The 22481-nt window shown below is 66.1% G+C and carries 24 protein-coding genes; 12 read left to right on the plus strand and 12 right to left on the minus strand.

Going from position 1 to position 22481, the window contains the following annotated elements:
* From MRAB57_RS21365 to MRAB57_RS21395, 8 genes are all read right to left on the minus strand, one after another.
* On the minus strand, positions 1–426 hold the full coding sequence (locus tag MRAB57_RS21365; RefSeq protein WP_077089115.1) for a VOC family protein: 426 nt from the start codon (positions 424–426) through the stop codon (positions 1–3).
* A gap of 9 nt (positions 427–435) precedes the next feature.
* Positions 436–1494 carry an NAD(P)H-dependent amine dehydrogenase family protein gene (locus MRAB57_RS21370; RefSeq protein WP_077089116.1) on the minus strand — a complete coding sequence of 353 codons (1059 nt, stop codon included), beginning with the start codon at positions 1492–1494 and terminating at the stop codon, positions 436–438.
* Between the two features lie 13 nt (positions 1495–1507).
* Complete coding sequence (locus MRAB57_RS21375) at positions 1508–1927, minus strand: hypothetical protein (protein ID WP_077089117.1); 420 nt, start codon at positions 1925–1927, stop codon at positions 1508–1510.
* A gap of 11 nt (positions 1928–1938) precedes the next feature.
* Entirely contained in the window at positions 1939–2634 is a 696-nt protein-coding gene (locus MRAB57_RS21380; protein ID WP_077089118.1) for a hypothetical protein, read from the minus strand.
* On the minus strand, positions 2631–2759 hold the full coding sequence (locus MRAB57_RS29435; RefSeq protein ID WP_281254382.1) for a hypothetical protein: 129 nt from the start codon (positions 2757–2759) through the stop codon (positions 2631–2633). Before MRAB57_RS29435 ends, MRAB57_RS21380 begins: the two co-directional genes overlap by 4 nt.
* Positions 2760–2774: 15 nt before the next feature.
* Complete coding sequence (locus MRAB57_RS21385; protein ID WP_077090749.1) at positions 2775–3575, minus strand: CbbQ/NirQ/NorQ/GpvN family protein; 801 nt, start codon at positions 3573–3575, stop codon at positions 2775–2777.
* Positions 3576–3597: 22 nt separating this feature from the next.
* Positions 3598–5127, minus strand: a complete 1530-nt coding sequence (locus MRAB57_RS21390; protein ID WP_077089119.1) for a nitric oxide reductase activation protein NorD — start codon at positions 5125–5127, stop codon at positions 3598–3600.
* Between the two features lie 158 nt (positions 5128–5285).
* Positions 5286–5933 carry a hypothetical protein gene (locus tag MRAB57_RS21395; RefSeq protein ID WP_108638120.1) on the minus strand — a complete coding sequence of 216 codons (648 nt, stop codon included), beginning with the start codon at positions 5931–5933 and terminating at the stop codon, positions 5286–5288.
* Between the two features lie 319 nt (positions 5934–6252).
* Here MRAB57_RS21395 and MRAB57_RS21400 point away from each other — a divergent pair, with 319 nt between their 5' ends.
* Positions 6253–7353, plus strand: coding sequence for an NAD(P)H-dependent amine dehydrogenase family protein (locus MRAB57_RS21400; protein WP_077089121.1), 1101 nt, complete (start codon positions 6253–6255; stop codon positions 7351–7353).
* A gap of 20 nt (positions 7354–7373) precedes the next feature.
* Here MRAB57_RS21400 and MRAB57_RS21405 read toward each other — a convergent pair whose 3' ends face one another.
* Positions 7374–7973, minus strand: coding sequence for a TetR/AcrR family transcriptional regulator (locus tag MRAB57_RS21405; RefSeq protein WP_077089122.1), 600 nt, complete (start codon positions 7971–7973; stop codon positions 7374–7376).
* Positions 7974–8177: 204 nt separating this feature from the next.
* Here MRAB57_RS21405 and MRAB57_RS21410 point away from each other — a divergent pair, with 204 nt between their 5' ends.
* The 3 genes from MRAB57_RS21410 to MRAB57_RS21420 all read left to right on the plus strand — a co-directional run bounded on the left by MRAB57_RS21410 (position 8178) and on the right by MRAB57_RS21420 (position 10930).
* Positions 8178–8966: an SDR family NAD(P)-dependent oxidoreductase gene (locus MRAB57_RS21410; protein WP_077089123.1), complete on the plus strand. Its 789-nt coding sequence runs from the start codon at positions 8178–8180 to the stop codon at positions 8964–8966.
* Between the two features lie 67 nt (positions 8967–9033).
* The gene (locus tag MRAB57_RS21415; protein ID WP_077089124.1) at positions 9034–10116 is read left to right on the plus strand and encodes an NAD(P)H-dependent amine dehydrogenase family protein; all 1083 of its coding nucleotides are present in this window, start codon (positions 9034–9036) and stop codon (positions 10114–10116) included.
* A 1-nt stretch (position 10117) separates the two neighbouring features.
* Complete coding sequence (locus MRAB57_RS21420; RefSeq protein ID WP_077089125.1) at positions 10118–10930, plus strand: mycofactocin-coupled SDR family oxidoreductase; 813 nt, start codon at positions 10118–10120, stop codon at positions 10928–10930.
* Between the two features lie 6 nt (positions 10931–10936).
* Here the strand turns inward: MRAB57_RS21420 and MRAB57_RS21425 are convergent, their stop codons facing one another.
* Entirely contained in the window at positions 10937–11566 is a 630-nt protein-coding gene (locus tag MRAB57_RS21425; RefSeq protein ID WP_077089126.1) for a TetR/AcrR family transcriptional regulator, read from the minus strand.
* Positions 11567–11658: 92 nt separating this feature from the next.
* On the opposite strand from MRAB57_RS21425, the gene MRAB57_RS21430 reads away from it, so the two are divergent.
* Genes MRAB57_RS21430 through MRAB57_RS21440 form a run of 3 tightly spaced genes read left to right on the plus strand, consistent with a single transcriptional unit; the run spans position 11659 to position 15101 of the window.
* A complete protein-coding gene (locus MRAB57_RS21430; RefSeq protein WP_173813957.1) occupies positions 11659–12873 on the plus strand; it encodes a cytochrome P450 in 1215 nt (404 codons plus the stop codon).
* 49 nt (positions 12874–12922) lie between these two features.
* Positions 12923–14134, plus strand: a complete 1212-nt coding sequence (locus MRAB57_RS21435) for a cytochrome P450 (RefSeq protein ID WP_083743489.1) — start codon at positions 12923–12925, stop codon at positions 14132–14134.
* Between the two features lie 7 nt (positions 14135–14141).
* The gene (locus MRAB57_RS21440) at positions 14142–15101 is read left to right on the plus strand and encodes an SDR family NAD(P)-dependent oxidoreductase (protein ID WP_077089129.1); all 960 of its coding nucleotides are present in this window, start codon (positions 14142–14144) and stop codon (positions 15099–15101) included.
* A gap of 9 nt (positions 15102–15110) precedes the next feature.
* On the opposite strand, the gene MRAB57_RS21445 is transcribed toward MRAB57_RS21440, so the two are convergent.
* Positions 15111–15785 (minus strand): hypothetical protein, encoded by a 675-nt coding sequence (locus MRAB57_RS21445; RefSeq protein WP_077089130.1) that lies wholly within the window; start codon positions 15783–15785, stop codon positions 15111–15113.
* 78 nt (positions 15786–15863) lie between these two features.
* Here MRAB57_RS21445 and MRAB57_RS21450 point away from each other — a divergent pair, with 78 nt between their 5' ends.
* From MRAB57_RS21450 to MRAB57_RS21460, 3 genes are read left to right on the plus strand one after another with little or no spacing between them, the layout of a single operon-like run.
* Positions 15864–17381, plus strand: coding sequence for a carboxylesterase/lipase family protein (locus tag MRAB57_RS21450; RefSeq protein ID WP_077089131.1), 1518 nt, complete (start codon positions 15864–15866; stop codon positions 17379–17381).
* A gap of 49 nt (positions 17382–17430) precedes the next feature.
* Entirely contained in the window at positions 17431–19437 is a 2007-nt protein-coding gene (locus tag MRAB57_RS21455; RefSeq protein WP_077089132.1) for a DUF7064 domain-containing protein, read from the plus strand.
* Complete coding sequence (locus MRAB57_RS21460) at positions 19410–19967, plus strand: gluconokinase (RefSeq protein ID WP_245835973.1); 558 nt, start codon at positions 19410–19412, stop codon at positions 19965–19967. Before MRAB57_RS21455 ends, MRAB57_RS21460 begins: the two co-directional genes overlap by 28 nt.
* On the opposite strand, the gene MRAB57_RS21465 is transcribed toward MRAB57_RS21460, so the two are convergent.
* Positions 19939–20991, minus strand: coding sequence for a DoxX family protein (locus tag MRAB57_RS21465; RefSeq protein ID WP_077089134.1), 1053 nt, complete (start codon positions 20989–20991; stop codon positions 19939–19941). The genes MRAB57_RS21460 and MRAB57_RS21465 overlap by 29 nt on opposite strands.
* 87 nt (positions 20992–21078) lie before the next feature.
* On the opposite strand from MRAB57_RS21465, the gene pncA reads away from it, so the two are divergent.
* Together pncA and MRAB57_RS21475 are read left to right on the plus strand one after the other, a co-directional pair.
* Entirely contained in the window at positions 21079–21636 is a 558-nt protein-coding gene (gene pncA / locus MRAB57_RS21470; RefSeq protein ID WP_077089135.1) for a pyrazinamidase PncA, read from the plus strand.
* Between the two features lie 3 nt (positions 21637–21639).
* Positions 21640–22440, plus strand: a complete 801-nt coding sequence (locus MRAB57_RS21475) for a ketosteroid isomerase family protein (protein WP_077089136.1) — start codon at positions 21640–21642, stop codon at positions 22438–22440.
* The last annotated feature ends 41 nt before the right edge of the window (positions 22441–22481 follow it).

The raw sequence follows: 22481 nt of genomic DNA on the forward strand, positions 1-22481 counted from the left end.
TCACGGAATATTGGTTGCCAGAAATGTCAGTGGCAGGCCCAGGATCGACACGTCGTTTTCGTCGAGGTAGGTGCCCTCGCCCTCCAGGCGTTGCCGGAATCGCGTCGTCGCGCCGTAGCGCTCCGCGACGGCGTCGGACTTCGAAGCTTCCGGGACTCCGATCACCACGGTGAACACGCCGTCGCCGTGGCGCTCGAGGAACTCCGTCACCGAGACGGCCACTTCGCCGGTCGACCCCGGTATCGGGCTGATCAGCTCGATACCCCGACTCCAGTCGAGGTGGATGTCCAAGCCCAGCTCGGCCAGTTGCAGCGGCTCGAAGACGAAGCCGAGATCGTTGAACATCTGCGCCGCGGTGTCGTGTCGTTCCGGTGCCACGGCGAACACGACGTGATGGAGCGAGGGTGCGGCAGGCTCTTCAGGCATGGGGTCTTCCTATCGGGAAGCGGCGCGCAGGACGCCGCGCGGCAGTAGTAGGGGCAGATCGTTGTAGGTGACGATGCCGGGAGGCGCCGAGACGACGGCGGGTATCGCGATGATCGCCGGCACGGCGGTGATAGTGAGGCCCAACATGATGAAGTCGTCGAGCATCGTGCCCTCAAAGTCCGGTGGCGGGAGGAAGCTCAGTGTGGTCTTGATGGTCGGCCGGCCCTGCACCTCGATGGTGTATCCCATGTCCAGCGGCCAATCCGGTTCCAGCGCTTGCCCTTTACGCCATTGGCCGCCGATTTCGATGACCTCTCGGTCAGCCAAAATTCCCTTCCAGCGAACGTGGATGCCCGCGACGCAACCCTTCGCGATGGTCCAGTCCCCGGGCAGTTGGAGGTCCTCGGTGGTCTGGGCGTATTCGGCTTCACAGCGGACTTCGTCGAGTTCGACGCCGAGCGCATCGGCGAGCAGCAAGACGCCGTCGCGGAAGATGCCGGATCCTTTCTCGGTGACAGCTGGAAGGTCCGGCTGATCTATGGGGCAACCGAAGCCCATGGGTATCTCGGTCGCCGGTGAGTTGTAGATCGTAGTATCAAAGGATTCCAGTACCGACACTTTGTCCACCCGGTCGGAGAGCCCCGCCGACACGATGGCGAAAAGCTGAATGAAACCCGGGTTGATGCCGCTGCCGAAGATGCTCGATCCGCCCCGTTCGCAGGCTTCGGCGATGCGATCGCGGCCCGCACCCAGGAAGTGGCCGGTGATGAAACCGGCGGTGCCGACGACGTTGACGCCCGCCTCGAGGATGCGGACCAGCTCGTCGACGTCGGCGAACATCGGGTTGTAGACCACGCAGTCCGGCTTGAGCGCGAGCAACGCCTCAATGTCGTTGGTGGCCTTCAGATTCAGCGGCTCGATCCCACACAGCTCGCCGACGTCGCGCCCGGCCTTGTCCGGCGACCACGCGTAGCACCCGACGAGCTCGAGCGTCGGGTTCGCGGCTATCGCCTTGACCGAGCTCTTGCCGACGTTACCCGTCGTCCACTGGACGACCCGATAGGTCAAGGCGCCAGACTCCTCACGGGTGCGACGGCGCATGCTGGCGGGCCAGCCGCTCGTCGTGAATCCTGACGAGTTCACGGAACCCGAGCCGGTGGTACTTCGGTATCGGCTGGATGCCCCACACGTCTTGGGCGGTGGCCTTGCCCTCGGCACCCTCCGGCGGGCCGAACGGAGGGTAGGGGTACTTGCACTCCAATGTGTCGTTGGAATACCGGATCTTGAGTAGCTCGCTGCAGATCTCGGTGAGGCTCAGTGTCGGGTAGCCGTAGTAAACCGCCATGAACGGCAGCGTGAAGGCGCCTTCGAACACCAGGGCCACCAGGCACACCAACACGGCACGCTTGATCCACTTGTGCATGCGCGCGTAGTACGGCGTGGTCCCCGGCTCGAGATCGGCGGCCGGGTCTTTGTCTTCGGTGGTAGACGGTGCGGTCATGGTTGCGCTCCTTAGTCGGAGAAGATTTCTCGATTGACGGTGTGCAGGTAGGGGATGGCGAGGAACGGGGTGATGTAGAAGATGTCGTAGAGCCACCAGCCGATCACCGGGAAAACGACACCGGCGTAGCGCACGTCGGCGAACATCGTCATGTTGAACACGTAGGCGGACCAGATCACCACGCCCATCCAGCAGGTGACGACCATCCATTGATGGCCCCAGCGCTTCATCTGCAGGAAGCCGATGGCCGCGGCCACCCGCATGGAGAACACCGTCAGGATCAACCCCGCGACGTAGGCCTTCTCGCCGGGTCCCGCGGCACCCCCGACCCAAAGCTCGTTGTAATGCCAGAAATAGCCGGCGTCGAACATGTTGCCCCAGCCGACCATCAGCACCCGGTTGATCAGCGTGTGGTTGGCCACCAGATCCAAGGCCCAGCCCAGGCTGTTGAGCATCCCGTCGATCAGGGTCAGGTAGCCGATCAGCGTCACGATCATCGGCCGCACCGACAGGCCTTCCCGCAGGGCCTGGCGCTGCAGCCAGACGCCGCGCATGAAGATGGGGAACCCGATCAGACCCGGCGCCCACATACCCATCAGGGCGGCGCCGACGATCATCCACTTGTCGGCGCGGCGCTGAGCCAGGCGCGATTCGTCGTGGTGAGCCTCGAGGCCGACCGAATTCGCTTGCGGGGCAGAAAGAGTCACAGATCCCACCACCCTCGGGCGAACGACATGTACAGCTGGATGCCGAACATCACCACCAGGTAGCCGTAGATGAAGATCTGGAAGACGATCAGCGCCCTCTTGCGCTTCTGCTCCTGTTGATCCATGCCGATTGCTCCTTTCTAACGACTGCTCGAGGCATTCGAGGGGGCCAGGCTGGCCGCCGCGACTTCACGTAGACCGTCGGTGACGGCGCCGTCGATGCTCAGCGGCGCGAGTATGCACGCGTCGGCCGCGTCCAATTCGGTTGCGCCGGCGGCGATCAGCTGGGCCGCGGTGACCAGCACCCTGGTCGACGGCGGCTCGAAGTGAAAGGCCTCGTCGGCGGTGCGGATCGCGACCGCGCATCCGACCAGCCGCTTCGCCGTGGCCAACGGAATTCCCGATTCGGCGACGATCACCTCGGCCTCGCGGTCGGGCGGCAGGTAGTGAATCGCGAGCGTGGCGAACCGTTGGCGGAACGAGGGTTTGAGCTCCTTGAGCGAGCTGCGATATGCGGGGTTGTACGAGCACACCAGCATGAACTCTTGCGGTGCCTGCACCACCTCGCCGGCCCGGTCGAGGTAGAGCGAACGCCGGTGGTCGGTGAGCGAATGCAGGATCGCCAGTGAGTCGTGGCGGGCCTCGACGACTTCGTCGAGGTAGCAGATCGCGCCGGCCTTGACCGCCCGGGTCAGCGGGCCATCGGTCCACACTACGTCGCCGCCGGTCACCATGAAGCGGCCGACGAGATCGGAGCTGGTGAGGTCGTCGTGACAACTGATGGTGACCACGGGGCGTTGCAGCAGTGAGCCCATGTGTTCGACGAACCGGGTCTTTCCGCAGCCCGTCGGGCCGGTCAGCATCACCGGGATGCACCGGTGGAACGCCTGCTCGAACAGCTGAACTTCGTTGCCGTTGGCGAAATATGTCTCGGTGGTCATCTCTTCCTCAGCTGGGTGGCGGTCACGCGGCGACCAGTTCGCGATGGACATGGGCAAGTACCCGGGGCAGTTCTTCGATGCGCCGGATCCGCTGCGACCGGCGTGGCCCGAATACCTCGGGGAGGGGATCGACCCGCGTCGGGCCCACGCCGACGTAGTACATCGACACGCCGGCATCGTTGGCCTCCTCGACGGCGTGCGCGGCGTCGGCCCAGGCGTACCGGCCCTCGTAGCCTTCGTCGGAGATCAGCCCGTCGCCGATGATGATCAGCAGGCGCCGCTCGGCGGGCTGTGCCAGCAGCCGGCTCGTCAGATGGCGAAGTGGCGCACCGAGTCTGGTGTACCCGCGCGTCGACAGGCCCAGCCCGCTGGGCGGCACGAACCGGCGGTCTTCGAAGTCCTTCAGGCATCGCACCTCGACGCGATGGCGGGTGTTGCCGGTGAATACGAAGACACCATGCGGTTCGCGTGCCAGCGTCATGGCGCGCGAAAGCGCGTCGGCACAGGACAATTCGAGCTGGAAAACTCGACCGCCATGCACCCCCAACGACGAACTGCCGTCGAGCAGCAACGCCGCGGTCACGTCGCGGCTGCTGGGCAGCAACTCGCGAAAGACCCTCGGCTCCTTGGCCTCGCCGGTGGACAGGTCGATGTAGTGGTTGACGTATTGGTCGACGTCGAGGTCAGAACCGTCCTCGAGACGATTGGTCATCGCGCGATGGGTGTGTTCCTCGAACCACTTGCGCACGTCGACGGCCACCGGAACCGGGCGGCGGGTGTGCCGGCCGTCGGTGTGCTCGATGACGGCGACGTGGTCGCGCATGAATCGCTGCGTCCACATGTTCCATTCGGGATAGGGGATCCCGGGCCGGTGTTGCGGTGTGACGTCGAAGTCGTTGTCCTGCGGCCGGCTCGGTGGTGGCAGGTTGGGATTGCGCACGCCGCCATCGCCACCGACGGGAACCGAGTACGGCCGGGGGATGCGCTTCTGCGTCGTCGTCCAGGGCATCCGGCCGAAGCTGCGCCGCAACTTGTCGGTCAAGCCCTGCGGTGCCGTGTAGGCCAGCGGCAAGCTGCCCAGCAGCGGATCAATCGTCAGGTCCTGGCCGGTGGCCGCTAAAGCGATTGCTCGGCTGAGCATCTCGGCCGCATCCATGTCACCGGCCTGCGCGTCCAGATCGGGGAGTAGCCGCTGGACATCGGGGAGCAGCCCCGGCCACCGCGACGCAATCCAGCCCAGGGCGACGCCGGCTTCGACGAGCGTGAGCGCGCGTAGCTCGCGGGCCGCCAGCTCGTTGAGGCGATACTCGGTGACGCGGTCCTTGGACGGCGAACACTGCAGGGCCACACCACAGGTCAGGGTCCGGCGCGTCCACTCCGGCGCCGCCGGGTAGGGGACGTGGACGAAGGAGAGCGCCGCGTTCAGCCCGAAGCTCCGCCGTTCGCCGGTGACGAGCCGGACGCCTTCGCGGCGTTGCTCGCTGAGCGCCACCGCCGTCACGGCGCAACTGCGTTCCAGCGCCATCGCATGCGCATCGGAATGCTCAGCCATCGGCGGAATTCAGAACGTGCCGATGTTGGAGAACAGCCAGTACCAGAACCAGATGATCAGTCCGGTGCCGCCCCACGCTGCGACGTAGCGAAGGATCTCCCACAGATAACCCATGATGTGACTTCCTCGGTGACGTAGTGGATTTCGGCTCGCGCATTTCAGTCGGAGAAGAGTTCGCGGTTGACGGTGTGCAGGTAGGGGATGGCGAGGAAGGGGGTGATGTAGAAGATGTCGTAGAGCCACCAGCCGACGACCGGCAGCACGACGCCGGCGAACCGCACGTCGGCGAACATCGTCATGTTGAAGACGTAGGTAATCCAGATCACCACGCCCATCCAGCAGGTGACGACCATCCATTGATGGCCCCACCGCTTCATCTGCAGGAAGCCGATGGCGGCGGCGATGCGCATGGTGAAGACGGTCAGGATCAGGCCGACTTCCATGGCCTTTTCGCCGGGGCCGGCCGCGCCGCCGACCCAAAGCTCGTTGTAGTGCCAGAAGTAGCCGGCGTCGAACATGTTGCCCCAGCCGTTGAGCAGCACTCGCGCCAGAATGGTGTGGTTCGCCACCAGGTCGAGCGCCCATCCGACGGTGTTGATCGCGGCGTCGATGATGACGAGGTAGCCGAGCAACGTGACCAGCATCGGCCGCACCGATAGGCCGTCGCGTTGGGCGCGGCGCAGCAAGCGCACTCCCCAGAGGAACAGCGGCAAGCCGAAGACGCCGAGGGCCGCGGTGCCGATCAGCAGACTGCCGGAGATGAGCCACTTGTCGGCCTGGCGCTGCGCGAGTTGCGAGCGTTCCATGTGTTCGTCGATGGTGAGGCTCGCCGGCGCGCCGCCGGTTGACTCGATCTTCGGCAGATTCACTAACCCTCCCCGTCATCGACACTGATTGGCTCGGCGTCTGCACTATAACAGGCTGACTAGAGTCAGCAAAAGACGTGGAGCGGGTCTGTGCCATTGCGTGGCATAGCACTAGGAATTCGGCCTGTTAGCGCTGTGTAGGCCCCGCATCGCAGCCACTACTACTGACGAAAGTCAGCTCTGAATCGTTGACACACCGTTCGGCGGATGCCTACGCTCAGCGAGCGCTCAGCCCTTCCGGCCACACAAAGGAGTAGCAATGACACTCAACTCGCCGGCCGAGAACAAATATCGCGTGATCCAGTGGGGCGTAGGCAATGTCGGGACGATCGCGCTGCGTCACTTCGCGCACAACCCCGCGTTCGAAGTCGTCGGCGTGCTCTGCAACCGCCCCGAGAAGGTGGGTAAGGATGCCGGGGAGCTCGTCGGGGTGGCGCCGATCGGGGTGCTCGCCACCACCGACAAGGCCGAGATCGAAGCGCTCGACGCCGATTGCGTGTTCTACGCGCCGTTGTGGTCCGACCCCGACGAAGTCTGTCGCCTGCTGCGCTCGGGCAAGAATGTCGTTGCCTCCGGTGGTGCCTGGTGGTTTCGCACCGAGCACAGCCAGGCCGACATCGACAAGATCGACGCGGCCTGCCACGAGGGCGGGACGTCGTTTCATGCCGGCGGCGTCAACCCCGGCTTCGCCGGAGACCTCCTGGTCCTGACGCTGGCCCGCATCGTCAGCCGCATCGATGCCATCCACATCTACGAGGTGGTGAATTTCGGCAAGGACACGCTGAAGTACCTGCACGAGATGGGGATGGGGGACACACCCGAGGAGTTCAGGGCCGGGCCGAACCTGCTGGGCAACGCCTGGCCGTTGTTCGCGCAATCGATGGCCATGGTGGTCGACGGCTTCGGGAAGACGGTCGACAAATACACGACGGACGTCGAACTGGGCACGGCAATCCGCGACATCCCTTTTGAGGGCGGGCCGACCAGCGACATGCCCGGCTTCAAGGGCACCATCAAGAAGGGCACCGTCGCCTCGCAGCACCACAAGTGGACGACGTGGGTGGACGACAAGCCGCTCATCACCTTTCACGAGATGTACACGATGGACGACTACGACGCCATTGAGCCCCGGCCGGATTGGGGCGGGCACTACCACTACCGCATCGTGATCGAGGGCGACGAGCCCACCGAGCTGATCCTGCAGGCGCCGGCCGATCCGCAGGGCAACTACCCCAAGCCGGGCTATACCTGGACCGCGATGGGCCCGGCGAACACGGTTCCGGCCGTCTGCGACGCGGCGCCAGGGTTTCTCACCCACAAGGAACTCGGGCTGGTGCCGTTACTCGGTGTGGTGCGATAGCCGCGAAAGACCCTGTGGTGTCAGGGCTTTAGGCTGCGCAATGTCCTGGCAATGTAGTCTTCCAGCAACGTGTGACCCGTCGGCCAGTGGTTGGTGGTGATCAACAACGCATACAGGCCCAGCAGGAAGAACACCGCGCTGTTCATCGCATTGACGTCCGAGTCCGTCTCGCCGCGTTCTTGGGCAAGCGCGATTTCCTGGGCGACCAGGACGATCAACGGGTGATCCCTGCCGTCCTCGGTCTGCGGCCGGGTCTGGGAGAAGTGCAGCGCGAGAAAGTCATTGAAGAGCCGGTCGCCCAGCCGACGCTCCAGCCCGACCACCAGCCGGACGGCCTCGTTCAATGCCGAAGCGAGATCGTGCTTGGACTTGAGGAACTGCGCGAATTGCTTTGCTATCCGGTCCTCTTCGCGGCGCTCCAGTTCGAGCAGCACATGCTCCTTGGTGGGGAAGTGGAAGAAGAAGGTACCGTGGGCGACTCCCGCCGCGGCCACGATGGCGCTGACGTCGGCGTCGGCCATTCCGGCGCGGGCGAATTCCGCGATCGCGGCGCCCATCAAGCGCTCCCGCGTCTGCAGGCGCTTGGCCTCTCGCGCAGACACTCGGTCCGTCACAGCCATTTCTTTCCTCACGGTTGACCCGACTCATGTAAGAGTCTGGAGGCTAACCAGCTCATTATGCCGTGTTGCGGCCAAAAAGGCTTGCACAACTTGATCATTGTTGGTTCAGGCCGACCCGCGTGCATCTCGGCACCGCAAATTCATTGACTTTAGTCAGCAGAGTTCATAGATTGAACGCGCACACCGCATCGAAGGAGAACCGGCATGGCGATGGAGCAGTTCCGGCTGGATGGCCAGGTCGCCATCGTCACGGGTGCCGGGAAGGGCGTCGGGGCGGGCATTGCCCGGGTGCTGGCCGAGGCGGGGGCCGCGGTGGTCGGTACCGCACGCACCGAGGCGGATATCGTTGGCACGATTGAGGGTATCGAGGCCGCGGGCGGCAAGGGCCTGGCGCTCGTTGCCGACGCGATGAGCCGTCCGGACGGGGAGCGGGTCGTGAACACGGCCATGGAGCGCCTCGGCCGCGTCGACATTCTGGTCAACAACGTCGGTGGTTCGACCTACGCGCGGTTCCTGGACATCACCGACGAGGACTTCCGGCACACGTTCGACTGGTGCGTGACCTCCGCCTTCATCATGAGTCAGCTGGTGGCGCCGCACATGATCGATGCCGGACACGGGTCCATCATCAACATCTCGTCGGGTTCGGCGCGATTCGGCATTCGCGCGCTGACCGCCTACTGCGTCGCAAAGGGTGGCCTCGAAGCGCTTACCCGCGCCATGGCACAGGAACTCGCCCCGAAGATTCGCGTCAACGCGATCGCGCTGGGCTCGTTCGCCACCGACGGGCTGAAGGGGAGCCTGGACATGATGCCCGGATCGCTGGAGAAGATGCAGGAGTCCACACCCTTGCATCGGCTGGGCGACGTCGAGGACCTCGGGCGGCTCGCGGTGTATCTATCCACGCGCGACTGCTACGCGACCAACGCAACCTTCCACGTCGACGGCGGCATCGACTCCAACAATTCGCCGTTGCCAATACCCGACTATTAGCAAATTGCCCCGTGTGCCGACGGACTGAAAGCGATACAGTATCGGCCGCGGGAAGGATGAGGTAACGATGCGCAGAGTCATTCAATTCTCCACCGGGAACGTCGGCCGGCATTCGCTGCGGGCCATCATCGGCAGGCCGGATCTCGAACTGGTGGGCGTGCACGCCGCCAGCGCCGAGAAGATCGGCAAGGACGCCGCGCAGCTGTGCGGGCTGGAAGAGCCGACCGGCATCGTCGCCACCGACGACATCGACGCGTTGATCGCCCTCGGCGCCGACTGCGTGGTTTATACGTCGCAGGGCGAAACGCGTCCGATGGAAGCCATCGAACAGATGACCAAGTTCCTCACCGCGGGCATCAACGTCGTCGGCACGTCGATGGTCTGGCTGGTCACGCCGCGCCACGCCGACGACTGGTTGCGCGAGCCGTTGGAGCGCGCCTGCGCGGCCGGCAACACTTCGCTCTATGTCAACGGCATCGACCCCGGCTTCTCCGGCGATACGTTGGTGCACTCGGCTGCCAGCCTGACCACCCGGGTCGATTCGATCACCGTGCAGGAGATCTTCGACTACGGCAACTACGATGACGCTGAGTTCACCGGCGTAGCAATGGGTTTCGGTTCGACGGCCGACGACGATTCACCGATGATGTTCTTGCCCGGGGTGATCGTGTCGATGTGGGGTGGCCAGGTACGCAGCCTGGCGGACAATCTCGACATCAAGCTCGACGACGTGCGCCAGCGCGTTGAACCCTGGTATACGCCGGAGCGAATCGAATGCACGATGATGACGGTGGAGCCGGGGCAGATGGGCGCGGTGCGGTTCGCCACCGAGGGGGTGCGCAACGGCGAGCCGGTAATCACCCTCGAGCACGTCACCCGGCTCACCCAGGCCGCGGCGCCCGACTGGGAGTTCCCGCCCGACGGCCATACCGGCGTACACCGCGTCGTAGTGGAGGGCGAACCGCGGGTGGAAATCAATACCCATGTGTCCCATCCTCTTTTCGATTCCACCGACGCCGGCTGCATCTCGACGGCCGGCCGGGCCGTCAACGCGATCGACTGGGTGTGCCGCGCGCCTCAGGGGCTGATCGGGGTCGAGGACATCCCACTGTCCGCGACGATGCGCGGGCTGATGTGGAACGAGCGGTAGCCTGACGACCCCGGGACGCGTTGCCGGCAAACGCATTCTGATCACCGGCGCCGCGCGGGGCATGGGCCGGGGCCACGCGCTGCGGCTCGCGCAGGAGGGCGCGGACCTTATCCTGGTCGACATGTGCCAATCGTTGCCTCAGATCGAGTATCCCTTGGCCACCGAGGATGATCTGGCCGAAACGGTAAGGCTGGTAACGGAGTTCGGTCATCGCTGCGTGAGCCACGTTGTCGATGTTCGCGACGAGGCCCAACTGCGGTCCGCGGTCGACGAGGGAGTCGGCGAGCTGGGCGGCCTGGACGGGTCGGTCGCCAACGCCGGCGTGCTCACGGTGGCGTCCTGGGACAAGACGACCGCCGAGCAGTGGCGCACGGTCGTCGACGTCAACCTCATCGGGGTGTGGAACACCTGCGCGGCCGCGATACCTCACCTGCTGAATCAGGGCGGCGGCAGCCTGGTCAACGTCAGCTCCGCCGGTGCCATCAAAGGTTTTCCGCTGCAGACGCCCTACACGGCGGCCAAGCACGGCGTCGTCGGCCTGACCCTGGCGTTGGCGAATGAGCTCGCGGCACAGAGCATCCGTGTGAATACCGTGCTTCCCACCGGCGTCCCTACCGGGATGGTGCCGCCGTCGTTCGGACCGCTCCTGGGCGAGCAGCGGTCCGATCTGATCCCGATCTTCATCAATGCGATGCCCACGCCGGCCGTCGAGCCCGCCGACGTCAGCAGCGCGGTGCTGTTCCTGCTCTCCGATGAGTCGCGCTATGTGACGGGGCTGGAGTTCAAGGTCGACGCGGGCGTGACCATCAACTGACGCGCCTTAAAGCGGCCAGCTGTTCGGATCGACCTCATACCGCAACGCCGTGGCCGGGGGCAACGGCTGGCGCTCATTCACCGCTATCGCATCGACAACCAGGGCGACGTAGCGCCGCCAGCCGTCGCTGCCCGCATCCATCGTCGAGAGCACGCCGAAGAGCATCGCGATAAGGCGGGGCAGGTCGTCGGCGACCAGATCCTCGCGGATCCGGCCGGCGCGCTGGCCGTCGCGCACCAGGTCGCCGAGCGCGGCGTTGAGCGACACCGAGATGTCGGACGTGAGCGAACCCGCGCGGCGTGCGGCGGTCAGCAGGCTGTGCTCGCGTGCCCCCAGCGATATTGCGGCCTCGATCAGCTGGGTGAGGCCGCGCAGCGGGTCGTCGGCGCGGCGGGCATTGTCGATCACCGGCGTGAGGTCCTCGGCGATGCTTTGCTCCAGCGCGGCCAGCACGAGGTCGGCCTTCGTCGGAAACCTGCGGTAGAGGGTTCGCTCTCCGACACCGGCGCGGCGCGCGACGGCCTCCACCGGAGCATCGGGCCCCAATTCGCCGTAGACGTCTCGCGCCGCGCGCAGGATGCGCTCGACGTTGCGCGCAGCGTCGGCCCGTAACGGCCGGTCCTCAACCGCGGTCATCCCGACAGCCTAACTGACGGTTGACTGCCATCTAGGGTAGCTTTACAGTTTGTAACTGGCAGACAGCTGACACTTAACAGGAAACACGGGTGATGTCAACAACTTCCGAAGTGCGTTCTGACGCCGACCTCCCGGTGCTGCCCATCGCGCGGCCCGCACGCTGCCCGCTCGCGCCCCCGGACGAGTTTGTGGATTGGCGGGTACAGCCCGGCCTGCGGAAGGCGATGTTCCAGGGCAACCCGGTCTGGGTGGTCAGCCGCTACCAGGACATCAGGGCGGCGCTGGTCGATCCGCGCCTGTCCGCGAAGACCATTCCGGACTCGATGATGCCGAAGGACGAGGAGAACAAGGTCCCGGTGATGTTCGCGCGCGCCGACGATCCCGAGCATCAGCGCTTGCGGCGCATGATGACCACCAACTTCACCTTCCGGCGCTGTGAGGCGATGCGGCCCAGCATCCAGGAATGGGTGGACCACTACCTCGGCCAGATGATCGACGGCGGTGCGCCGGCCGACCTGGTGCACGAATTCGGCTTGCCGGTGCCGTCCATGGTGATCGCGCTGCTGTTGGGGGTGCCGCCGGAGGACCTCGAACTCTTCCAGCACAGCACCACGAAGGGGCTCGATCAGAAATCCACCGACGAGGAACGGGGTCAGGCGTTCGGGGCGATGTACGCCTACATCGAGGAGCTGGTGGAACGCAAGGCGCGCGAACCCGGTGACGACCTGATCAGCCGCCTGGTCACCGAATACGTGGCCAAGGGCCAGCTCGACAATGCCACCACGGCGATGAACGCCGTGATCATGATGCAGGCCGGGCACGAGACCACGGCCAACATGATCTCGTTGGGAACGGTTGCGCTGCTGGAACATCCGGAGGTTTTCGAGCGACTCGGGCAGACCGACGATCCTGCCGTGGTCGCCAACATCGTCGAAGAGCTGATGCGCTACCTGACCATCGTGCACAGCCAGGTCGATCGCATCGCTACCGAAGATGTGATGATCGGCGGCCAGCTGGTCCGCGCCGGCGAGTACGTCATGATGAGCCTGCTGGCCGGGAACTGGGACGCCGAATTCGTCGACAATCCCGAATCTTTCGACGTCGAGCGAAATGCCCGCGGACACTTAGGCTTCGGGTATGGCGCGCATCAATGCATCGGCGCGAACCTGGCCCGCGTCGAGATGCAGGTCGCGTTCGCCACGCTGGCGCGCCGGTTACCCGGGCTCAAGCTGGCGGTGGCCGCGGAGGAGCTGAAGTTCAAAGACGCCAACATCTATGGCATGAAAGAACTTCCGGTCAGCTGGTGACGATGTACTGGCGCCGGAACGCAAGCTCAACGATCGGAAAACCCCGCTGATGTCAACAACTTCCGACCTGAGTTCCGACACGGATCTTCCGGTGATACCTTTGCCGCGCGCCGCGCACTGCCCGCTGCATCCCCCGCCTGAGTTCGTCAACTGGCGCCAGGGATCCGGCCTGCGACGGGCCGTGTACCACGGCCAGCCGGCCTGGGTGGTGAGCCGGTACCGCGACATCCGGGCGGCGCTGGTCGACCCGCGTCTGTCCGCCGAAACCACCCCCGAATATCTGAGGCAGAAGAACACGGACAACGTGCCGGTCATGTTCGCCCGGGTCGACGACCCCGAGCATCATCGGTTGCGGCGCATGCTGACCGGCGAGTTCACCTTTCGGCGATGCGAAGCCATGCGGCCCCAGATCCAGGAATTGGTCGACCATCATCTTGACGAGATGATCCGCAACGGGGCGCCGGCCGACCTGGTGCGCGATTTCGGCTTGCCGGTGCCGTCATTGGTAATCGCTTTACTGCTGGGGGTGCCCGCCGAGGATCTCGCGTCCTTCCAGGAATACACCGCGGTTGGGCTGGATACGAGGGCGTCCGAGGACGAAAAGGCACAGGCCGGTGCTGCTATGTTCGGATACCTCCTGGAATTGGTGGTGCGCAAGGAACACGAGCCGGCTGACGACCTGATGGGCCGCTTGGTTACCAATTACGTCATGACAGGCCAGCTCACGCGTGAGACTGCGGCCTTGTCCGGGATGACCCTGATGGTCGCTGGCCACGAAACCAGCGCCAACATGATTTCACTGGGAACGGTTGCGCTGCTGGAACGTCCGGACATCTTCAAGCGACTCGGCGAGACCGGCGATCCGGCCGTGGTCGCCAACATCGTCGAAGAGCTGATGCGCTATCTGTCCATCGTGCACAGCCAGGTGGACCGGGTGGCTACCGAGGACTTCGAACTCGGCGGTCAGTTGATCCACGCCGGCGACATGGTCCTGATGAATATCCCCGCCGGGAACTGGGACGCCGAGTTCGTCGACAACCCCGAATCCTTTGATGTGGAGCGAAATACTCGCGGGCACTTGGGGTTTGGCTACGGCGTACATCAATGCATCGGGGCGAATCTCGCTCGAGTTGAGATGCAGGCGGCGTTCGCCGCGTTGGCCAGACGCTTGCCCGGGCTCAGGCTGGCGGTCGCTCCGGATGCCCTGAAGTTCAAAGAGGCCGACATCTATGGCATGAAAGAACTTCCGGTGAGCTGGTGAGGATGCGATGACCAACGAACTGAGGTTTGACGACCAGGTCGCCGTGATCACCGGCGCGGGAGGCGGCCTGGGCAGGGAATACGCGCTGCTGCTCGCGTCGCGCGGCGCGCGCGTCGTGGTCAACGACATCGGCGGGTCGGTGACCGGGGACGGATCCGACGCCGCGGCCGCGGTTGCGGTGGTCGAGGAGATCCACGAGCTGGGTGGGCAGGCCGTCGCTGATGCGCACAGCGTGACCAGCCCCGAAGGCGGACAGGCGATCATCGACGCCGCGCTGGACGCGTGGGGGCGAGTCGACATCCTGATCAACAACGCCGGCATCGTGCGGGACGCCCCCTTCGAGGACATGACCGCCGATCGGTTCGAGCCGCTGCTGGACGTGCATCTGAAGGGCGCCTTCTACGTCACGAGGCCGGCGTGGAAAGCGATGTGCGCCAATGGCTACGGCCGCATCCTCAACACCTGCTCGGCGGCCGGAATACTGGGTGCTGCCGGCATGAGCAACTACGGCTCGGCCAAGACCGGATTGATCGGGCTCACCCGCGTTCTGGCCGCCGAAGCAGCTGGACGCGACATCAAGATCAACGCCATCGCCCCGATCGCCTACACGCGGATGCTGGCGCACTCCGTCGACGGCGCCGCCGCACCGGATGACGCGGCCGCACAGGCGGTACTGGACGACCTGGTCAAGCAGTATCTGCAGCGGCTCGATCCGGCGTTGGTCGCCCCGGTTGCGGCCTTCCTGACGCATCGTGACTGCCCGGTGTCGGGGGAGATATATACCGTTGGTGCGGGCCATGTTTCACGGTTCTTCATCGGCAGGACAAAGGGCTTCTTTAGCCCCGGGCTCTCGATCGAGGAGGTGCGCGATCACCTCGCAGACATCCGCGACGAAGCCGGCTACACGGTGCCGGGCGGGACTGCCGACGAGATGGGCGAGCTCTTCGCTGCGATCATGGCCGACTGAGACCGACGATCAGCAGCCGAACGCCACGCCGACGCCGTCGGGCGGCGGCACCGACCGCAGGCAACCGAACTGCTCGATTCCGGCGCCGCTGACCCGTACCGCCGACTGGTGGGCGTAGTTCACGCAGAACAGGCCGGCTTGGCCGGCGCGGCACCGGTAATCGTCGTACGACAACGTATCGCCGTCGGCCAGCTCGGGCCCGTTGCCGTTGACGAATGGCCCCGGGTCGCCGCGTGCCGCGCCGATCTGCAGCGTCATGCCGTCGAAGACGACCCAGCCGCCCTGCCATTCGCCGTAGGCCGTGTCGGGCTTGGGCGGGGGATTGGCCAGGTCGACCAGGCAGACCAGCGCGTTGCCGGTGTGCTTGGAATCCGTCGTGCACGCGACCGGTCGGCCTTCCGGGACGGCCGGCAAAGTGAACGCGATGTCGTTGCCCAGCTGGGTGGTGGCGCCGTCGCGCGTGACCACGTGGTATCGGGCCGGGTCGGCCGGATGACCTGCCTCGATCCACCGGATGACGTCGGAGATCGCGGCGCCGGGGGCCGGTGCGGTCGACGGTTTGTTCCCGGACGTCGGGGCGGAGCTCGACGCGGCGGTCGTGCTCGAACCCTGCGACTGGCCGCCGACCGTATGCGAGCATCCGGCAACCAGAAGCAACACGGTGGTCAGCGCGGCGATCCGCATGTCGCCAGGCTAACCGCCGCACCCCGGATTTGGCCGCTCCACCCACCCTACGGACGTAGTGTCGGCTACCGTCGGACTATGCATGAGCGCACCATCCGCGCCCACACGACCGCAGGCACCGTCGAAGGCTTCACGCGGGACGGCGTGAACCGCTGGCGATCCATCCCGTATGCCCGGCCCCCGGTGGGACGGCTGCGATTCCGGGCGCCGCAGCCGGCCCTGCCGTGGTCCGGTGTGCGGCATTGCCATGGCTTCACCGGCTGCGCGCCGCAGCAGCGTCGATACACCCTGCTCGGCATGTCGGGTCTGGCAGGCAGGTATCAGCCGATGAGCGAGGACTGCCTCACCCTCAACGTCGTCACGCCGGAGACCCCGTCCGCCGAGCCGCTGCCGGTGATGGTCTTCATTCACGGCGGCGGCTACATCCTGGGTAGCTCGGCCACCCCGCTGTACGACGGCGCCGCGTTGGCCCGGCGCGGTTGTGTATACGTGTCGGTGAACTACCGGCTCGGCGCGCTGGGCTGCCTGGACCTGTCGTCGCTGTCCACCCGCGACATCACCATCGACAGCAACCTGTACCTGCGCGACCTGGTGCTCGCGCTGCAATGGGTTCGCGGCAACATCGCGGAATTCGGCGGCGACCCAGACAATGTCACCATTTTCGGCGAGAGCGCGGGCGCGTGCATGACCGCCACGCTGCTGGCGGTGCCGGCCGCCGAAGGCCTGTTCGCCCAAGCGATCGCGGAAAGCCCGGCGTCCGGTCTGGTGCGGCCGAAGGAGATCTCGGCCGAATTCGCGAAACGCTTCGCCACGCTGCTCGGCGTCGGCACCGACGACGCCGCCGAAGCGCTGCTGCGGGTGCCCGCGGCCCAACTGGTCCAGGCTCAGCATGAGCTGATCGATCAGGGCATGGAAAGCAGGCTGGGCGCCTTCCCGATCGGCCCGGTCATCGGCGACGACTGCCTGCCGCTGGATCCCGTCGAGGCCATGCGCACCGGTCGAGCGCATCGCGTGCCGCTGATCGTGGGAACCAACGCAGAAGAGGGCCGATTGTTCACCCGCTTCCTCAAGATGCTGCCGACGAATCAATCGATGATCGAAGAGTTGCTGGCCGACACGGAACCGGTTGCCCGCGAACGCATTACGGCCGCCTATCCGGACTATCCCTCGGCCTCGGCGTGCATCCAGTTGGGCGGTGACTTCGCGTTCAGCTCGGCGGCCTGGCAGATCGCGGAGGCCCACAGCAGCCACGCGCCCACTTACCTGTACCGATATGACTATGCGCCGCGAACGCTGCGCTGGTCGGGCCTGGGCGCGACGCATGCGACCGAGCTGCTCGCGGTTTTCGACGTCTACCGCACCCGCTTCGGTGCGTTGCTGACCGCCGCGGCCGACCAGCGTGCCGCACTGCGGGTGAGCAATCAGGTGCAACGGCGCTGGCGGTCGTTCAGCCGCACCGGGGTTCCGGGCGACGATTGGCCGCAATACAACCACGACGACCGCGCGGTCATGGTCTTCGACCGCAAGTGCCGCGTCGAGTTCGATCCGCACCCTGATCGCCGGATGGCATGGGACGGCTTCTCTTTAGCGCCTTGACCTGGCACGCTGGCCTGGCATCTATTTGTCAACGACGACAGAGGACTTCATGGACACCGTAACCGAGCCAGTCATCGAACGACCCGGCGACCTCACCGCCTCCTGGCTCGCCTCCGCGATCGGCGCTGGAGAGATCGCCGATTTCGACATCGAGCGCATCGGCACCGGCCAGATGAGCGAGTGCTACCGTGTCCAACTCCGTTACGCCGACGGAGCCGCCGGCCCGGACCGGCCGGAGTCGGTGGTGTTGAAGGTCGCGGCCGCCGATCCGGTGAGCCGGCAAACCGGCTCGGCCCTGGGCCTTTACGAGCGTGAGGTCCGGTTCTACGGCGACATCGCGCCGGGGCTGGGCGGTCCGATTGCGCAGTGCTATCACGCCGCGGTCGACACCTCGACAGGAGTGTTCGACCTGCTGCTCGGCGATGCCGCCCCGGCTGCCGTAGGCAACGAAATCGCCGGTGCCACAATCGAACAGGCGATGCTGGCGGTCACCGAATTGGGGCGGCTGCACGGCCCGTTGCTGGGCGACACGTCGCTGGCCCAGGCGCCCTGGCTCAACCGCGATTCCCCGCTCAGCCAGGCGATGATCGCCGGCCTCTACGCGGGGTTCGTCGACCGCTACGGCGAGCAGATCGCGCCGGAGCACCGCGTGGTGTGCGAGCGCCTGGTGGCCGCGTTCGACGACTACGTGGCCGACGAGGCTGGACAGGACCGAATCCAGGGCCTGGTGCACGGCGACTATCGACTGGACAACATGTTGTTCGGCACCGACGGCGCCGACCGGGCGCTGACGGTCGTTGACTGGCAGACGGTTTCGTGGGGCCCGGCTCAGACGGATCTGGCCTACTTCCTCGGCTGCGCGTTGCCCGCGGAGGTACGCCGCGAGCACTACGACGCATTGCTGGGCGCATACCACGAGGCGCTGGGACCCGGCGCGTCCCTGACCGTGGACGACGTCGCCGAGGGCGTTCGCCGGCAGAGCTTTTTCGGCGTGATGATGGCGATCGTCTCGTCGATGTTGGTGGAGCGCACCGAGCGCGGCGACCAGATGTTCATGACCATGCTGCAACGCAACTGCGACCATGTGCTGGCCACCGATGCGTTGGCCGTGCTGCCCGATCCGGCGGCACCGGAGCCGCTGCGGCCGTCCGAAGACGACGAACTCGCACACACCGCGACCGACGAACCGCTGTGGAGCGAGAGCTGGTACTCCGACTTCGTCGACGCCGCACAGGGTTTGGGCGGCTGGTTCCGCATCGGCCTGATCGCCAATCAGCAGACCGCGTGGGTGCAGGCCCTGTTGTGCGGGCCCGACCTGCCGACCACGGCCATCGCCGTCGAGGTCCCGCTACCCGCGGATCCGTGGGCGGTGCGCGCCGACAGGCTAGAGCTCGACCACGCGGCCAGTGCCCCGTTGCAGGACTACCGAGTCGATCTGCGCGGGCGCGGCCAGTCCTATTCGGACCCGTCGGCCCTGCTGCGTGGTGAATCCGGAACTCCGGTCGAGTTGGCGATGAACCTGGTGTGGGCCACCGACGGCACGCCCTACAAGTACCGGGTGACGACGCGTTACGAAATCCCGTGCACCGTCTCGGGAACCGTGAGCGTCGACGGCCAGAGCTACCGCGTGGATTCGGTTGCGGGACAACGTGATCACTCCTGGGGCGTCCGGGACTGGTGGGGTATGGACTGGGTGTGGAGCGCGCTGCACCTCGACGAAGGCACTCACGTGCATGGGGTCAACATCCGCATCCCGGGCGTCCCGGCCTTCAGCGTCGGCTACGTCCAAGATGCCGCCGGCAGCATGATCGAACTGAGCGCGGTGAACAGCCGAGAAGACTTCGACACCAACGGGTTACCGCTGAGCGACACGCTGAACCTGGAACCCGCCGAACTCACCGCCAACATCGAGGTGCGGGGGAATGCCCCGGTACGTCTGACCTCCGCGGAGGGACGAGTCAGCGAGTTCGCTCGGGCCTGGGTGGGCGTCACCACCACCGACGGGCGCACCGGCGTCGGCTGGATGGAATGGAACCGCAACATGGGACAGACATAGCCGAGCCGGCGCACCGCGCGTCGACGCCCATCGTGGTGATGGGCGTCTCGGGCTCGGGCAAGTCGACGGTGGGTGCCGCACTCGCGCAACGGCTGCGGGTGGAGTTCGTGGACGCCGACACCCTGCATTCGCAGTCCAACATCGCCAAGATGAGCGCCGGTGAGCCGCTCGACGACGGGGACCGCTTTCCCTGGCTGGAAAGAGTCGGGGAGTGGCTGGCCGCGCACCGCGGCGGTGGCGTCGTGAGTTGTTCGGCGCTCAAGCGCAGCTACCGCGACCAGCTGCGCGCACGCTGCCCACGCGTCGAATTTCTGCACCTGCGCGGTTCGTCGGAGCTGATCGAGGACCGAATGGCAGGCAGGCCAGGGCATTTCATGCCCGCCGCGTTGTTGCGGTCACAATTCGGCGATTTGGAGCCCCTTGACCCTGACGAATCCGGTGTCACCGTGGACATCGCTCACGATGTCGACATAATCGTCGACACGTTCCTGGCGAACTCGGCTACCAGGGACGGCGCTTGCGGCTCTTAGTCTGTGCGCCAACGCGTTCGCGTGCCGTGTCGGCCCACTCACTGCCACGCTCCCGCGCGATGTCGGCCCACTCGCTGCCGCGGTCGGCGGCGATGTCGGCCCATTCACTGCCGCGGTCGGCGGCGATGTCGGCCCATTCGCTGCCCCGCTCACGAGCGGATTCGGCTAACTCGGCGCCGCGGGCGCGGGCGGTCTTGGCCAGCTTCTCGCCACGTTTACGCGCCTTCTTGGCCAGTGGCGCGCTGCGGTCGGCGGCGACGTTGGCGAGTTCCTTGCCGCGTTCCAGTGCCGCTTCGGCGTAGGGAGCGCCGCGTTCTGCTGCGGTGCTGGCCAGTTCCTGGCCCCGCTTGCGTGCCTTCTGCGCCAGTGGCGCGCTGCGTTCTGCCGCGGCGTCGGCGAGTTCCTTGCCGCGTTCCAGGGCGGCTTCGGCGTAGGGGGCGCCGCGTTCTGCCGCGGTGCTGGCCAGCTCGCGGCCCCGTTCGGCACCCACGTGGAGTCCGTGGGCGATCCTCTCGCCAAGCTCGGCGAAGTCGGTGTCGTCGGAGCCCGGCAGCGCAGAGGACACCCGCTCCGAGAGCCGTTCGGCGGCCCGGCGGCCGCGCCATCCCAGCGAAGGTTTGCCCGCGGTGTCGGCTGACGCGATCAACAGGCCGCCCACCAAGCTCAGATCGGTGAGGAATTGCTGACGCTTCTCGGCCTTGAGCTGTGGGTCGGGTTCATTCCAAAACGAGTGCGTTCCCAGATTGGCGGGCAGCACGGTAAATGCCAGCGCAGCCGAGGCCACCCGCGGCAATTTGCCGCTGGCCAGCAACAGGCCGCCCCCGATCTGAACGGCCGCGTTGACTTGCGCGACCGTCTGGGGGTTGCTCGGGATGCTGCTCCCGATGGGGTCGGGCAGCGACTGCAGGCCGTCTACCGTGGGTGCGGCGGCTTCGGCCGCTGACTTGGGGTTGAGTAGGGAATTGATTCCTTGCCCGATGAACGCCGCCGACAACAAGGGCCGCGCGATTCTCCGAATCACCATGGCAGCCTGGTTACCCGGCCGGTCGGCAAACAAACCGTGCGGCCTATCGCCCCAGCTGGCGGGTTTCCCCGACGCTAGGGTGGGCCTATGCGGGCGCTGGTCATCGTCGACGTGCAAAACGACTTCTGCGCGGGCGGCTCACTGGAGGTCCCCGGCGGCGCGGCGTTGGCCGTCGCGATCAACCGCCACCTGGCCGGCCGGCCCGGCTACCGGCACGTGGTGGCGACGCAGGACTTCCATATCGACCCGGGCGACCACTTCTCGGATCAGCCCGACTTCTCGGCATCATGGCCGCGGCACTGCGTCGCGGGGAGTCACGGAGCGCAGTTTCATCCCGATCTTGACACCGCCCCGATCGAAGCCGTGTTTCGCAAGGGAGCCTTTGCGGCGGCGTACAGCGGTTTCGAAGGCGCCGACGACGACGGGACCGCGCTGCTCGAGTGGTTGCAGCAGCGGGGAATCGACGGGGTCGACCTGGTCGGGATCGCCACCGACCATTGCGTCCGGCGGACGGCTGAAGACGGGGTGCGGGCGGGGCTGACCACCCGGGTGCTGGTCGACCTCACGGCCGCGGTCGCACCGGATTCGGCCGCGGCCGCCTTGGCGGAGATGCGTTCGGCCGGCGTCGAATTGGTGGGGGCTTAGTCCATGGTGGCGCCACTGGACCGGGAGCATCTGCTCGCCGCGGTCGAACGCTCGCCGCGGGCCGCCGCGGCACATGACCGGGCCGCATGGGTGGGGCTGTTCACGGCTGACGGCCGAATCGAAGACCCGGTCGGTTCGCGGCCGCACGCCGGCATCCCGGAGATCGGGCGTTTCTACGACACCTTCATCCGGCCGCGCGACATCACGTTTCACCGGGATTTCGACGTCGTCTTCGGCACCGTAGTGCTGCGAGACCTCGAACTCGAGGTGTCGATGGGGTCCGCGGTCACGATGTACATCCCCGCGTTTCTGCGCTACGACCTCCGAGAGGCCAACGGCGAGTGGCGGTTTGCCGAACTACGCGCCTACTGGGAGCTGCCGGCGATGATGCTGCAGTTCCTGCGAACCGGTCCCGGAGCGATAACGCCGGGGCTGCGCTTATCCCGAGACCTGTTGACCATCCAGCGGCTACGCGGAACGGCCGGCTTCATGAGCGGCTTTCGCCGCGTGGGTGCTCGGCACAAGAGGCTGATGCAGGCCTTCGTCGATGCTCTGGCCCGCCGCGACACCGCCGAGGCCTCGCATGCTCTGTCTCCCACGGCCCCAATAACTTTGGGTGACTCCGGTCCGCTTGACATCGCAAAGCTCGCCCAACAACTCAGCGGGGCGCGGCCGGAAAAGGTGATCGCGTCGGGGGCCACCGTCACCGTCTCGCTCAACTCGGACCACGGCCGCGGCCTCCTCTTCGCCGACGTGCCATGGCGTGGCGAGGCGATCACCAGGGTCCGGTACTTTCCTGCGTGAGCGAGCCGTTGCCGTCGGCGCGCTCGGCGCCATACCAATAT

Source organism: Mycobacterium rhizamassiliense (genome assembly GCF_900157375.1).
Lineage (GTDB): Bacteria > Actinomycetota > Actinomycetes > Mycobacteriales > Mycobacteriaceae > Mycobacterium > Mycobacterium rhizamassiliense.

Bases quoted from the DNA above. Each gene is read 5' to 3' on its own strand.
- MRAB57_RS21365 (WP_077089115.1), bottom strand. From the start codon at position 426: ATGCCTGAAGAGCCTGCCGCACCCTCGCTCCATCACGTCGTGTTCGCC.
- MRAB57_RS21375 (WP_077089117.1), bottom strand. From the start codon at position 1,927: ATGACCGCACCGTCTACCACCGAAGACAAAGACCCGGCCGCCGATCTC.
- MRAB57_RS29435 (WP_281254382.1), bottom strand. From the start codon at position 2,759: ATGGATCAACAGGAGCAGAAGCGCAAGAGGGCGCTGATCGTCTTCCAG.
- MRAB57_RS21385 (WP_077090749.1), bottom strand. From the start codon at position 3,575: ATGACCACCGAGACATATTTCGCCAACGGCAACGAAGTTCAGCTGTTC.
- MRAB57_RS21390 (WP_077089119.1), bottom strand. From the start codon at position 5,127: ATGGCTGAGCATTCCGATGCGCATGCGATGGCGCTGGAACGCAGTTGC.
- MRAB57_RS21395 (WP_108638120.1), bottom strand. From the start codon at position 5,933: ATGGAACGCTCGCAACTCGCGCAGCGCCAGGCCGACAAGTGGCTCATC.
- MRAB57_RS21400 (WP_077089121.1), top strand. From the start codon at position 6,253: ATGACACTCAACTCGCCGGCCGAGAACAAATATCGCGTGATCCAGTGG.
- MRAB57_RS21405 (WP_077089122.1), bottom strand. From the start codon at position 7,973: ATGGCTGTGACGGACCGAGTGTCTGCGCGAGAGGCCAAGCGCCTGCAG.
- MRAB57_RS21410 (WP_077089123.1), top strand. From the start codon at position 8,178: ATGGCGATGGAGCAGTTCCGGCTGGATGGCCAGGTCGCCATCGTCACG.
- MRAB57_RS21415 (WP_077089124.1), top strand. From the start codon at position 9,034: ATGCGCAGAGTCATTCAATTCTCCACCGGGAACGTCGGCCGGCATTCG.
- MRAB57_RS21425 (WP_077089126.1), bottom strand. From the start codon at position 11,566: ATGACCGCGGTTGAGGACCGGCCGTTACGGGCCGACGCTGCGCGCAAC.
- MRAB57_RS21430 (WP_173813957.1), top strand. From the start codon at position 11,659: ATGTCAACAACTTCCGAAGTGCGTTCTGACGCCGACCTCCCGGTGCTG.
- MRAB57_RS21435 (WP_083743489.1), top strand. From the start codon at position 12,923: ATGTCAACAACTTCCGACCTGAGTTCCGACACGGATCTTCCGGTGATA.
- MRAB57_RS21440 (WP_077089129.1), top strand. From the start codon at position 14,142: ATGACCAACGAACTGAGGTTTGACGACCAGGTCGCCGTGATCACCGGC.
- MRAB57_RS21445 (WP_077089130.1), bottom strand. From the start codon at position 15,785: ATGCGGATCGCCGCGCTGACCACCGTGTTGCTTCTGGTTGCCGGATGC.
- MRAB57_RS21450 (WP_077089131.1), top strand. From the start codon at position 15,864: ATGCATGAGCGCACCATCCGCGCCCACACGACCGCAGGCACCGTCGAA.
- MRAB57_RS21455 (WP_077089132.1), top strand. From the start codon at position 17,431: ATGGACACCGTAACCGAGCCAGTCATCGAACGACCCGGCGACCTCACC.
- MRAB57_RS21460 (WP_245835973.1), top strand. From the start codon at position 19,410: ATGGAACCGCAACATGGGACAGACATAGCCGAGCCGGCGCACCGCGCG.
- MRAB57_RS21465 (WP_077089134.1), bottom strand. From the start codon at position 20,991: ATGGTGATTCGGAGAATCGCGCGGCCCTTGTTGTCGGCGGCGTTCATC.
- pncA (WP_077089135.1), top strand. From the start codon at position 21,079: ATGCGGGCGCTGGTCATCGTCGACGTGCAAAACGACTTCTGCGCGGGC.
- MRAB57_RS21475 (WP_077089136.1), top strand. From the start codon at position 21,640: ATGGTGGCGCCACTGGACCGGGAGCATCTGCTCGCCGCGGTCGAACGC.